The 13071-nt window shown below is 71.2% G+C and carries 10 protein-coding genes; 3 read left to right on the top strand and 7 right to left on the bottom strand.

Features of this window, described 5'->3' with window-relative positions; all coding sequences use genetic code 11:
• Together IB242_RS06485 and IB242_RS06490 are read left to right on the top strand one after the other, a co-directional pair.
• Nucleotides 1-345 carry a flagellar protein FlgN gene (locus IB242_RS06485; protein ID WP_192277172.1) on the top strand — a complete coding sequence of 115 codons (345 nt, stop codon included), beginning with the start codon at nt 1-3 and terminating at the stop codon, nt 343-345.
• A 100-nt stretch (nt 346-445) separates the two neighbouring features.
• On the top strand, nt 446-1627 hold the full coding sequence (locus IB242_RS06490) for an ATP-binding protein (protein WP_343237106.1): 1182 nt from the start codon (nt 446-448) through the stop codon (nt 1625-1627).
• A gap of 99 nt (nt 1628-1726) precedes the next feature.
• On the opposite strand, the gene IB242_RS06495 is transcribed toward IB242_RS06490, so the two are convergent.
• On the bottom strand, nt 1727-3439 hold the full coding sequence (locus tag IB242_RS06495; RefSeq protein WP_192277174.1) for an EAL domain-containing protein: 1713 nt from the start codon (nt 3437-3439) through the stop codon (nt 1727-1729).
• Entirely contained in the window at nt 3436-5532 is a 2097-nt protein-coding gene (locus tag IB242_RS06500) for a PAS domain S-box protein (protein WP_192277176.1), read from the bottom strand. Before IB242_RS06500 ends, IB242_RS06495 begins: the two co-directional genes overlap by 4 nt.
• A gap of 121 nt (nt 5533-5653) precedes the next feature.
• On the opposite strand from IB242_RS06500, the gene IB242_RS06505 reads away from it, so the two are divergent.
• Nucleotides 5654-8440, top strand: a complete 2787-nt coding sequence (locus tag IB242_RS06505) for an EAL domain-containing protein (RefSeq protein WP_192277178.1) — start codon at nt 5654-5656, stop codon at nt 8438-8440.
• Nucleotides 8441-9227: 787 nt separating this feature from the next.
• On the opposite strand, the gene IB242_RS06510 is transcribed toward IB242_RS06505, so the two are convergent.
• The 5 genes from IB242_RS06510 to IB242_RS06530 form a co-directional block, all read right to left on the bottom strand.
• Nucleotides 9228-9545, bottom strand: coding sequence for a hypothetical protein (locus IB242_RS06510; RefSeq protein WP_192277180.1), 318 nt, complete (start codon nt 9543-9545; stop codon nt 9228-9230).
• Nucleotides 9546-9573: 28 nt separating this feature from the next.
• Nucleotides 9574-10764 carry a methyl-accepting chemotaxis protein gene (locus tag IB242_RS06515; RefSeq protein WP_192277182.1) on the bottom strand — a complete coding sequence of 397 codons (1191 nt, stop codon included), beginning with the start codon at nt 10762-10764 and terminating at the stop codon, nt 9574-9576.
• Nucleotides 10765-10849: 85 nt separating this feature from the next.
• Complete coding sequence (hflD, locus tag IB242_RS06520) at nt 10850-11458, bottom strand: high frequency lysogenization protein HflD (RefSeq protein WP_192277184.1); 609 nt, start codon at nt 11456-11458, stop codon at nt 10850-10852.
• 50 nt (nt 11459-11508) lie between these two features.
• Nucleotides 11509-12609, bottom strand: coding sequence for a tRNA 2-thiouridine(34) synthase MnmA (mnmA, locus tag IB242_RS06525; protein WP_192277186.1), 1101 nt, complete (start codon nt 12607-12609; stop codon nt 11509-11511).
• Nucleotides 12606-13070, bottom strand: a complete 465-nt coding sequence (locus IB242_RS06530; RefSeq protein WP_192277188.1) for an NUDIX hydrolase — start codon at nt 13068-13070, stop codon at nt 12606-12608. Before IB242_RS06530 ends, mnmA begins: the two co-directional genes overlap by 4 nt.
• Nucleotide 13071 lies beyond the last annotated feature (1 nt).

Raw genomic sequence — 13071 nt, forward strand, 5'->3', positions numbered from 1 at the left:
ATGAACGGCCCGGTGCCCAGCGACGCCGTGCTCGACCGTCTGGCGGCGGCCCTCGCAGAAGAGCGCAGGGCGCTGCTGGACCACGACGTCGAACTGCTGGTCCGCTCGACCCAGGACAAGCTGGCCGCACTGCGTGCGCTGGAGGCCGAAGTGCCCGGCGACCAGCAGACGCGGCTGGCCGAACTGGCCGAGGCCAACCGCAGCAATGGCGCCCTGCTGGCGCGCCGCCGCCGCGAGGTCAACTGGGCGCTGCGCCACCTCGGCCGCAGCGAAAGCGCGCCGGCCTACGATGCGCAGGGCCAGTCGCAGCAGTTGCGCGCGCGTCGCGATATCGCCGTCGCCTGAGTGTGGCGGCGTGCCCCGGCCAGCGTGCCGCGCGGGCTAGAATGCGGCCGGTGAACACTTTCCCGGTCCCAGGTTGAACACTCCGCCCCCCTGCGCCGGCATTCCGGCCCTGCCCGCCCTGCAGGCGTTCGCACCGCGGCTGCTCGAAGGCGTGCTGCTGTTCGCCGAGGACGGCCTGCTGCTGTACGCCAATCCGGCCGCGCACACGCTGTGCGCCGAATGCTATCCACGCAGCCTCGAGCAGGGCCTGGACCTGGACCGGCTGCTGCCACGCGATGCGCTGCCGCAGGCGCTGGCCGGCGGCCACTGGCGCGGACAGCTGTCCTTCGATGGCGGGCGCATGCTGCAGGTCCACCTGCACCACGATGCCGGCGATGGCCGCAGCCTGGTGCTGATGCAGGACATGCGGCTGGTCCGCACCGACGAGCAGGAACTGCTGCGCCGCCACGCCGAACTGAACGTGCGCCTGACCGCCGCCCAGGAAAAGCTGCTGCAGGCCGAGAAGCTGGCCTCGATCGGCCAGCTCGCCGCCGGCGTCGCGCACGAGATCAACAATCCGATCGGCTACGTGCACTCGAACCTGGGCAGCCTGCAGGAGTACCTGCACAGCCTGTTCGCGCTGATCGACGTCTACGAGCGGGCGCTGCGCCTGCCCGATCCGCGTGCCCTGCTGCCGGAGATCGACGAGACCCGTTCGCGCCTGGACATCGATTTCATCAGCCGCGACCTGCCGCAGCTGCTGAACGAATCGCGCGAGGGCATCGAACGGGTGACCCGCATCGTGCGCGACCTGAAGGACTTCTCGCGCGCCGATCGCGACCAGTCCTGGAAGCTGGTCGACCTGCATGCCGGCCTGGAATCCACCCTCAACATCATCTGGAACGAGCTCAAGTACAACACGACGCTGGAGAAGGAATACGCCAGCCTGCCACTGGTGGAATGCCTGCCGTCGGAGATCAACCAGGTGTTCATGAACATCCTGCTCAACGCCGGCCAGGCGATCGGCGAGCGCGGCACGATCCGGCTCGCCAGCGGACAGGATGGCGACCATGTCTGGATCGAGGTCGCCGACAGCGGCAACGGCATCGCGCCGGACGCGCTGCAGCGCATCTTCGATCCGTTCTTCACCACCAAGCCGGTGGGCAAGGGCACCGGGCTGGGCCTGTCGATCTCCTACGGCATCGTGGCCAAGCACCATGGCCGCATCGATGTCGACAGCGAGCTGGGCACGGGCTCGCGCTTCCGGATCGTGCTGCCGATCCGGCAGCTCAAGGCGGCCTGAGCCGCGGACACGGCGGCGGGGCAGGGGCCGCCAGCAGCCGACCGCATACGCGACCGGCGCATCGCGCCCCGGCGGCGCAGCCTTGTCGCGCGTCCGCCGTCAGCGCGGCGGATGCTGTTCCTGGTGGGTCCGGAACGCCTGCCGGATGTGCTCGCGCAGTTCGTCGTCGTTCCACGGCTTGGTCAGGAACCGGTAGATCGCGCCGCGGTTGATCGCGTCGGTCACCGTCGCCAGATCGGTGTAGCCCGACAGCACCATCCGCACCGTCGCCGGGTACAGCATCTTCACCCGACCCAGGAACTCGGTCCCGCTCATGTCCGACATGCGCTGGTCGGACAGGATCACCTGCACGTCGTTGGTCGCCAGCAGGTCGAAGGCGTCGCGCACGTTGCCCGCCGCGAGGATGCGGTAACCGTCGCGGCGGAACAGGCGCACCAGCGAGCGCAGCACGTTCTCCTCGTCGTCCAGCAGCAGCAGGGTGCGGTCCTCCTTGCTGGCCGCGAACAGCTCGGGGCGCAGATAGCGCCGGCGCAGGGTCATGCCGGCGGTGTCGGCCGGGACCGGTTCGCCGAACAGATAGCCCTGGAACACGTCGCAGTCGCTGCGCCGCAGGTAACCGAGCTGGGCTTCGCTTTCCACGCCGTTGGCGATCACTTTCATGTTCAGCTGGTGGCCCATCGCGATGATCGCGCGCACGATCGCGCTCTCGCGCTCGCCGGCCGGCGCGCTGCGGATGAAACTGCGGTCGATCTTGAGCATGTCGACCGGATAGCGCACCAGCGCGCTCAGGCTGGAGTCGCCGGTGCCGAAGTTGTCCAGCGCCAGCCCGACGCCCTCCCGGCGCAGGATGACCAGGCCCTCGTAGACCGGCGCGAAGTTGGCCGCCAGCGCGCTCTCGTTGATCTCCAGCACCAGGCTTTCGGGGGGCACGTTGGCGTCGCGCAGCATGCCGAGCAGCTCGTCGGGGAAGCCCGGCCGCAGCAGTTGCAGCGTGGAGACGTTGACCGCGACGAACAGGTCGTCGAAGCCCTGCTCGCGCCACAGGCGCATCTGCGCGATCGCGTGCTCCAGTACCCAGGCGCCGATCTGCACGATCACGCCCAGGCGCTCGGCGATCGGCATGAACCGCTCGGGCACCAGCATGCCCAGCGTCGGCGACTGCCAGCGCAGCAGCGCCTCCATGCCGACCACGCGGCCATCGCGGGCGCTGATTTCCGGCTGGAAGCGCAGACGCAGCTCACCATTGGGGATCGCATCGACGATCTGCCGCGCGATCACGCTCTCGCTGTGGACGTTGTCCAAGGTCCGGCTGCCATAGAGCTGGATCCGGTCGTCGCTGTGGCCGGCCTGCCGCGATGCGATCTCGGCCAGGTGGAGCAGGGTGTCGATGTCCGACCCGTGCTGCGGGCACACGCTGATGCCGACCTTGGCCGACAGGAACAGGGTGTAGGGCAGCACGCCGAGCGGCAGTTCGACCTCGCGCTGCAGCTCGGCGGCCAGCGCCTCGGGGTCGAGTTCGCCCTCGACCGGGCCGACGACCGCGACGAACTCGTCGCTGCCATGCCGCCAGACCCGGCCGCGCCCGGCCAGACGCGCCTCCAGCCTCCGCGCCAGCAGTTCCAGCGCCATGTCGCCGACGGCCACGCTCATGTTCTCGTTGACCGAGGCGAAGTGGTCCACATCCACGTGCAGCACCACCAGCGATGCGTTCGCGGCCAGCGCCGCGGCCGCCATCTCCGCCAGCGCCGGATGGCCCGCGCCCAGGCGCGCCGGCGCCGGTGCATCCGGCGAGGACGACACGATGGCCATCATGCCGGAGCCCCCTTGCCGTCGAGCGCGGGAGCCCGGTGCGGCAGGCGCACCAGCAACCGCGTGCCGGCCTGCGGCCCGGTCTCGATCTGCAGCCCGCCACCGGCGCCGAGTGCGCGCTCGCGCATGATCGCCAGACCCAGCCCACGTGCGGCGGCCGGATCGAAGCCGCGGCCATCGTCGGACACGCTCAGCTCCAGTCCATCGTGCCCGTCCTCGCGCAGCGCCAGCCGCACCCGGGTGGCGCCGGCGTGGCGCAGCACGTTGGTCAGCGCCTCCTGCGCGATCCGGAAGCAGGCCTGTTCGATGACCCGGTCCGGACGCGCATCCAGGCGCTCGATCGCCAGGTCCAGCTCGACCTCGACGCTGCGGAACACCACGCCCGCGTGCCAGCGCAGTGCCGCCTCCAACCCGAGCGCGTCCAGCTGCGGCGGCCGCAGTAGCATCGACAGGTTGCGCAGCTTCTCCAGGGTGGTGTCGGCGGTGGCGGCGATGTCGGCCAGATCGGCCACACGCAGGGCGGCGTCGTCCTCCGACAGCGCGGCGTGGGCGGCGAGCTTGATCGCGGTGATCGCCTGGCCCACGTCGTCGTGCAGCTCGCGCGAGATCGCACGACGCTCGTCCTCCTGGGCGGAGAACAGCCGCTGGGCCATCGCCTGCAGTTCGCGGTTGCCGGCGGCCAGCGCGTCGCGCATGCGCTCGGGCTCGGTCAGGTCGCGGACCACCAGCAGCTTGCAGTCCTGGCCACCATAGCGGGCATCGCTGACCGACAGCGCAGCGCGGAAGCGGCTGTCGTCCTCGCGGCGCATCCACGGCGAAGCGTCCTGCTCGATACCGTCCCCCGCCAGGGCGCGTTGCAGCGCCGGCTGCGATGCGGGCTCGACCAGGTCGGCCAGCGCGTCGCCCAGCAGCGCCTCGGGACGACGCCCGAACATCGCCCCGCAGGCAGGATTGGCGTAGAAGATGCGGCCCTCGGAGACGATCATCACGCCGTCAGGCAGGATCCGCATCAGCTCCTTGAACTGCTGCTCGCGCTCGTCCAGCAGACGCCGGGTCTGCTCCTCCTCGGTCACGTCCTGGGCGGTGCCGCGCAGCACCGGCAGGTTGCCGTCGCCGGCCTGCAGCTGGGCCCGCAACCGCAGCAGGCGCTCGTTGCCGCGCAGGTCGATGAAGGGCAGCAGCACGTCGATCCGCTGCAGCAGGCCCGCGCCCAGATCGTCCAGCAACTGGTCCAGGCGCTGCTGGCTCACGCTGTCGGCGGCGACCAGCATCTCCTGCAGCGGCTGCGACCGCTCGTCATGGGCCGCGTGTCCCAGCAGCGACTGGAAGATCTCGCAGAACCGGCCGCGACGGGTACGCAGGTCCAGCTCCCACGAGCCGAGGCTGGCGATCCGCTGCGCCTCCTGCAGACGCGCGGTGATCTGTTCGCGGGCGCGCTGGGCGCGCAGCTCGGCGGTGCGGTCGGCCAGCACCACCAGCCGGTGCGGCCCATCGCCGCGGGCCAGGTCCGAACTGCGCATTTCCACGTCGCGGGTGCTCCCATCGCTGGTCCGCAGACGCTCCAGCCAGCGGTAGGTCTGCCCGGGCGCGCGCCGCACCGCCTCGACGTGCCCCTGGAAGATGCCCACGTCCTCCGGCGGCCACAGCATCGCCGCTTCCATGCCCAGCAGCTCGCCGCGCGGCCAGCCCAGGAACGCGCTGGCCTCGGCGTTGGCGTCGACGATCCGCAGGGTTTCCAGGTCGTAGACCAGCATCGGGCTGGGATTGCCCTCGAAGAGCTCGCGATAGCGGTTCTCCGATTCCAGCAGCCGCTGCTGGGAGGAGAGCAGGCGGCCGATCATCGGCTTCAGCAGCAGATGCAGCAGGGCAGCGGTGGCCAGGACGTAGAACGCGCCCTTGAAGGTCTGCACCCGGGTCAGGATCGCCGGATCGTCGATCAGCATCCCCAGGGCGCGGTCGCTGAAGACGATCCAGACCACGCCGAGGATCAGGTAGAGCAGCGGGATGCGCCAGCTGCTGGCACGCTCGATACGGTGCGCGGCGGCGTCCCGCTGCCCATCCCGGCGGTCCGGTCCGGTCTGGCCTGGCTGATGCATCGTGACCCCGTCCTGCGACAAGGCCCCAGCATAGCCTGCGGCACCGCCCTCAACATCCGCCGTGAGCGGCCGCTAACCCCGTGACGCCCCTCGTGGGCATCGGTGTCATGGAGCGCAACGCGTGGATCCGGGTGCAATCGCCAGCCTGCTGCAACACCCGATCAACAGTGCGCTGCTGGTCCTGGATGCGGACGGTCATGCCCTGGCGGCCAATCCGGCCGCACAGGCGCTGGCGCTGCCGCAGGCCGTGGCGCTCTATGCGCCGCTGCTGCAGGACCTGCGCCGCGGCCTGGACAGCGAAGCGCGCAACGCGGTGGCCTGCAGCCTGCCCGGCCCCGGGCGGCGCCTGGACGGCTGGCTGCGTGCGGTGCGCGCACCGGACGGAGGCGTGCTGGCCTACACCCTGAGCGTGCCCGATCCGGAAGGCGCCAGCCGCTGGCAGGTGGCGCTGGACAGCGCCGGCCACGGTCTGTGGGACTGGGACATCGCCAGCAACCGGATCTTCCGCTCGGAGACCTGGCTGGCCATGCTCGGCCACACCGCCGACACGGTGTCCGAGTACGGGCTGGAAGCGGCCCTGGCTCTGGTCCATCCCGACGACGTGGTCCGGGTCCGCGACAGCATCCGGCTGCATCTGGAAGGGCGCACCGATTCCTACGCCTGCGAACACCGGCTGCGTCACCGGGACGGCAGCTGGCGCTGGGTCCGCGACAGCGGCCGGGTGGTGGCCTGGTCGGCCGATGGACGGCCGCTGCGGATGGTCGGCACCCACACCGGGATCGACGAGCAGAAGCAGCTGGAAACCCGCCTGCGCGAACAGCAGGCGCTGCTGGAGGAGATCCAGCGGCTGGCCGGCATGGCGCCGTTTTCCTGGGACCCCTACGAAGACAGCGGCTGGTGGTCGCGCGACCTGTACCGGATGACCGGACATGCGCCGCGCAACCGCGACTCGGCGCGCGCCTGGCTGCGGCGCCTGCCGCGCAGCGCGGTGGCCGAGCTGCGCAAGTCGTGGCGCCGCATGCGCAGCGACGGGCAACCGCTGCGCTTCGAGGTCGGCATCCACGACCACCGCGGCGACCCGCTGCAGCTGCAGGTCTGGGCGCGCCCGCAGCTGGACGACGGCGGCCGCATCGTCCGCGTGCTGGGCCAGGTCCAGGACGTCACCGCCCAGCGCCGCGCCGACGCGCTGCTGAGCTGGCGCAACGAACTGCTCAACCGGATCTCGGCGCTGGGCCACATCGGCGGCTGCGAGATCGAGCCGGGCACCCGGCGCATGCAGTGGACCGAAGAGTGCTACCGGATCCATGGCCTGCCGCCCGGGCCGGTCACCCTCGACGAGGCCCTGGCGCTGTACACGCGCGAATCGCGCGAGGCGTTCGAGCAGGCGCTGGCGCGGCTGGCCGAAGGGGCGACGCCCGAACAGCTGGAACTGTGCTTCTACCGGCGCAGCGGACAGCGGGTCTGGGTCCAGGTCCTGATCGAGCTGGACACGCGGGTCGGCCTGCCGGCACGCATCGTCGCGCTGTACCGCGACATCACCCACGAGCGCGAGACCAGCGAGCGGATCGAACTGCTCTCGCACTACGACCTGCTCACCGGCCTGCCGAACCGCTTCCTGCTGCGCGAGCAGGCCGAGCAGGCGATCGAAGGCAGCGCCTCCGGCGAGGAGATCGCCCTGCTGCTGGTGGACCTGGACGGCTTCAAGACGATCAACGACACCTACGGCCATGCCGCCGGCGACGCGATCCTCAAGGCGGTCGCCGGTCGCCTGCACCACAGCCTCGGGGTGAACGACCTGTTCGGCCGGCTCGGCGGCGACGAGTTCATGGTGATGCTGCGTGGCCCGATGTCGCCCGGCGTCGCCGCCGACAGCGCCCGGCGCCTGGTCGAAGCGCTGACCGAGCCGCTGCAGTTCGGCAACGAGACCCTGCGGGTGGGCGCCAGCGTCGGCATCGCGATGCTGGCCAGCGACGGCCCCGGCTTCGACGACCTGCTGCGCGCGGCCCATGCCGCGTTGCGGGCCGCGCGCGAGCTCGGGCGCAACACCGTCCAGCTGCACAACGAGGAGATCCGGCGGCATACGCGGCGCCGGCTCGAGATCGAGCATGCGCTGCGTGGCGCGCTCGAGCGCGAGGAGTTCTCGCTGGTCTACCAGCCGCAGATCGCGATCCGCGACGACCATCCACCCGGCATCGAGGCGCTGGTGCGCTGGCAGCACCCCGGCCTGGGCGCCTGCCATCCCGGCGAATTCGTGCCCATCGCCGAACATTGCGGCGAGATCGTGCGCCTCGGCGAGTGGGTCATCGCCGAAGCGTGCCGGCAGGCCGTGGCCTGGCATGCGGCCGGCCTGGAGTTCGGCCGCATCGCGATCAACGTGTCCGGCGTGCAGCTGCGCGATCGCGGCTTCGCCGAGCGCGTGGTCTCGCTGTGCCAGCGTGCCGGCTGGCCGCCCAGCCGGCTGGAACTGGAGCTGACCGAATCGGCGCTGATCCTGGACAGCGACAACCTGCGCCACTGCTTCCAGGTGTTCGAACGACACGGCGTACAGCTGGCCGTGGATGACTTCGGCACCGGCTTCTCGAACCTGCACTATCTGAACCGCTTCCCGGTGCAGCGGCTCAAGATCGACCGCAGCTTCGTGGTCGACATGCTGCGCGACACCTGCGCCGGCGAGGTCACCCAGGCCATCATCCACCTCGGCCATGCGCTGGGGATGCGGGTGGTGGCCGAAGGCGTGGAAACCTCGGCCGAACACGCCCAGCTCAAGCTCTGGGGATGCGACGAGGTCCAGGGCTACGTGCACACCCGGCCGCTGCCCCCGCGCGAACTGGCGCAGTGGCTGCGCGCCCGCGACGACCGCCCTGCCGTGCGCACGCCGCAGATCCGCGACGCGCGGCGCACGCCCTGAGCGGCGCCTGCCGGTTCCATCGCCGGCGACGGGGAACACACGCAATCGAATCGACCTGGCCCCCCACGTCCTGCCATCAAGGCGCAGGGCAGGGGAGCACCGTGATCGCTGAACGCACTGGCAGGGATGCCACCGGCGGCGGCATCGTGAGCATGGGTCGATCGCGTCGCCGAGGGTCCCGGTGGCCTGGCCTGTCCCGCCCAGAAACCCGACAGGTCGTGTCGCTGCCGGGCTGCAGCGAGCCACGCGCAGCATAGGGATGCCGCATGCCTGCTGGCGGGACCTGCCTGGCAGCGGGCACGGTCGGTACGGGTCCATCTGCCGCAGCGATGGCGCCGACGGCCGGGCAGGCCAGGTGCCGGAGCCCGGCACCCGCGCCGATGCCCCACCATCCGCCGAAGCACGGTGCCGCGACTCCGCTGCCCGCGGGTCGCCCGACCCGGGACGCACCTGGCAGTGGCATCGCCGGCGATGGAGGGCTGCGGGCACCGCTGGCGCTGTCAGCCTGGAAGCTCAAGCCGTCAGGAGCCGGCACGCCACGCGCCGCCGAGGGCATCGGTCGGCAAGATCCGCCTGTCGTGGGCCGGCGGGGAATGACGGCGCCGCGAATCGACGGCACTGGCAGCGGGTCGCGCAGGGTTCCCCCGTCCTGCAGAGCATCCGAGGCACGGGCTGCGTCACCGGGGCCGCGCGACGAAGGCAGGATCACGCGATGGCGGACATCACGCGCGATGCGCGTCGGTCGCCGGGCGCATCGGCCGCTGCAGATGGACGGATGAACTGGCGCTCAGGCTTCGTGCGTCGTGCCGTCGGCGGCTGCAGGATCTCCGCCGGACAGCGGTTCGCCGGATTGCGCCAGGTCCCAGCCCAGACAGATCTCGAGCAGATCGCGTTGGTCGGGGACGGTCACCGCGGTCAGCGCGGCCAGTTCTTCGCGTGCCAGCTGTTCGAGCCGGGTCAACGCGGGATGCTCGACCCGGGCGGGCGGAGATGGAGGACCCACATCGTAGGACGCCTCGAAGGCATCGCGCTCCGGATCGCCGGAGACGCAGGCCCCGGCCATGGGCCGGGGCACGATGAGGTCGGTCAACAGGGACTTGGGCATGCAGCCGGACGCGTCGGGCCGTGCAGGATCAGAACAGCTCGACCGTGCCGGCGCCCATGTTCTGCTGGCTGACCGGCTTGTGCGGCGGGGTTTCCCACTCGCTGCGCAGGTCGCGGATGCGCTGGCCCAGGCGCTGCAGGGCACGGATCATCTCTTCGTCGTAGACGCCGTTGCTCCGGTGCACCAGTTCCTGCAGCGAGACCGCTTCGCGGTTGATCGCGTCCAGGCGGTCCAGATGGACATGGGCGCCGCCCAGGGCCTGGGTGGCGATGTCCTCGAACTGCAGGGCGCGCACCGCCTCGGCCACGCTGCCGTCGATCGCGCGGCCGCACTCGGAGATCTCGCGCATGCCGTCGCCGAGCGAGCTGTTGATCGCCGCGACGTTCTGCAGCATCGCCGCCGCCTCGGCACGCGCTTCCCGCGAGCGGTCCATGTCGCGCGAGGCCATCTGGGTGACCGTCTCGCGGACCTTGGCGATGGCGTCCTTGGAGCTGTGCGCCAGCTTGCGGATCTGCTCGTTGAAGGTCGTGGAGCGCTCGGACAGGTTGCGCACCTCGTCGGCGACCACCGCGAAGCCGCGACCCGCCTCGCCGGCACGAGCCGCTTCGATGGCCGCGTTCAGCGCCAGCAGGTTGGTCTGGTCGGCGATCGACTTCACGTCCTCGAGCAGCGCGAAGATGCCGTCCAGGTGCTGTGCCATCTGGTCGATGTGGTGCACGGTCGTGGTGCTCTGGCCGCTGACCTGCTCCAGCGCCTCGACCAGCTGTTCCATCCGCTGGCTGGCGTGCTGGGCGAAGCGCGCGACGTCGACGCCGCCACCGCCATCCTGGTCGGCGATGATCCGGGCCATCGCGCCGCTCTGCTGGCGCGACTTGCGGTTCATCGCCTCGAAGCTGGCACCGAGGCCGGACACGGCCTGGCGGATCAGGTCGCGGGCACGCTCGACTTCATGCCGCGAGCCGTCGATTTCCTTGCCGACGAAGCTGCGCAGCTCGGTCAGCAATTGATCCTGCTCGCGCAGGACCTTGACGTGCTCGGCCGAGTGGGCCGACGCGGCCGGCCGCAGCAACAGCCAGGCGGCGAAGCCGAACCAGCTGAGCATCATCGTGATCAGGACCGCCCAGCGCACAGCGGCGGGCCAGTCCAGCCCGACGGCCAGGGGAGTGAGGAGGGTCAGCACCAAAGGTGCAGCCATGCGGAAGAACAAGCGGGAGTCCATGGGCGATCTCTGCGTAACCACGAACGTGGTATCGGCCGCCCTGGTCCCTCCTTTAACGCTTTTCGCGAACTTGTCCGCCGCCGTCTCAGCCCAGCTGGCGGGCGATCGCGTCGACCATCTGCCGGCGCGCGAACAGGAACTGCCACGGGCTGCCGCCCAGCTGCCGCCACAGCAGCGCCGAACGGACCGCCGCCAGCAGCAGGGCCCGGATCTCCGACACCACGCCGGCCTGGCCGAGGTAGTGCGGATTGCCCTGGACCATGATCCGCGGACGCAGGTGGCTGATGGTGTCCGCGTAGAGGCCGCCCAGCGCCGACAGCACGTCGGGATGGGTGCTGCCGAGCTCGGCCGCGCGCGGGGCGAGCTCCTCCAGACCGTTGGCGACGGCCTGGACCGTGTTGCCGTCGCCACTGAAGCGGCGCTCGAGCTGGATCGTCGCCAGTCCCAGCTTGGGCAGCAGCGGATCGGCCTGGTTGCCGAAGTAGTCGCGCAGCAGGCGCAGGCCGGGCGCCAGCGACGCACTGCCGCCATAGACGGCCTGCGCGGAGGCGGCATCGATGCGGAACACCGCGTCGAGCACCGGCGCGGCGCTGGCGGTTTCGGACTGTCCGCTCTCGGCGATGCGGCGGACCTGCTGCAGGGACTGGGCGATGCCGGCCAGGGCCAGCACGCGATCATCGTAGGAATGGCTCATCGCGGCATTCTACCCGCTGCGCCGGGCCTGCCGGACCGTCCGCGCCGGTCTCAGCCGCCGGGCGGCGGCGCATCGGTGGCCGCGATCACCGCACCACCCAGGCAGGCGTCGCCGTCGTAGAGCACCAGCGACTGGCCCGGCGTCGCCGCCCGCTGGTGCTGGTCGAACAGCACCAGCAGGGTGCCGTCGTCGCGGACCTCGACCCGGCACGGCGTGTCCTGCTGGCGGTAGCGGATCTGCGCGGTGCAGACGAACGTGCGGGCCGGCGGGCCGCCATCGACCCAGTGCATGGCCTCGGTGTCGACCCGCCGCGACAACAGGTGCGGGCTGTCGCGGTCCTGGTCGACGTAGAGGATATTGCCGGCCACGTCCTTGCCGACCACGTACCACGGTGCGGCCGCGCGGCCGCGCACGCCGCCGATGTTGAGCCCTTCGCGCTGGCCGAGGGTGAAGTAGAAGACGCCCGGGTGCGCGCCGATGCGGACGCCGTCCGGGTCGCGGATCTCGCCGGCGCGGGCCGGCAGATAGCGGCCGAGGAAGTCGCGGAAGTCGCGCTCGCCGATGAAGCAGATCCCGGTCGAGTCCTTCTTCGCATGGGTCGGCAGGCCGGCCTCGCGGGCCAGGCGCCGGACCTCGGGCTTGGGCAGGTCGCCGATCGGAAACAGCGTGGCCGCCAGCTGCTCCTGACCAAGCTGGTGCAGGAAGTAGCTCTGGTCCTTGTCGCGGTCGGCGCCGCGCAGCAGCTGCCAGCGGCCGGCCCGCTGGCCGATACGCGCGTAGTGGCCGGTGGCGATGCGCTCGGCCCCCAGAGCGCGTGCGGCGTCGAGGAAGTGCTTGAACTTGACCTCGCGGTTGCACAGCACGTCCGGATTGGGCGTACGCCCGGCCGCATACTCGGCCAGGAAATGCTCGAAGACGCCCTTCCAGTACTCGCCGGCGAAATCGCGGAAGTGGAACGGGATGCCGAGCCGGCCGCAGACCGCCACCGCGTCGCGGCGGTCGTCCTCGGCGCGGCAGTCGCCGCTGCCGTCGTCGTCCCAGTTCTGCATGAACAGGCCGGCGACCGATTCGCCGGCCTGCACCAGCCGCCAGGCGGCGACCGAGGAGTCGACGCCGCCGGAGACGCCGACGACGATGCGCGGCGCGCTCATGCCAGCCGTTCCACCAGGCCGAGCGGATGCCGCCGGCCGGCCAGGAAATCGGCGGCCACGCGCCAGACCAGCGGACTGCGCAGGCGCGGGCCGGCGCCGGCCAGCTCGCCCGGAGTCAGCCACAGCGCCCGTTCGATGCCGGTGTCCAGCGGCTGCGCCGGATCGTGCGACAGCGGCTCGGCGGCGAATGCGAAGCGCAGGAACTGCTGCCCGCCGGGGGCGTCCCACTGGTAGATGCCGACCAGGGCGGTCGGGCGGACCTCCCAGCCGGTTTCCTCGCGGGTTTCGCGCACCGCCGCCTCGATCAGCGACTCGTCCGGCTCCAGGTGTCCGGCGGGCTGGTTGAGCACCAGGCGCCCGTCGATCCGCTCTTCCACGACCAGCAGGCGGCCGTCGCGCACGACCACCGTGGCCACGGTCACGGCCGGATGCCAGGCGCGGCCGGCGGCGGCGGACGCCATC

Origin of the sequence: Xanthomonas sp. XNM01 (assembly GCF_014851915.1) — a bacterium.
GTDB lineage: Bacteria > Pseudomonadota > Gammaproteobacteria > Xanthomonadales > Xanthomonadaceae > Pseudoxanthomonas.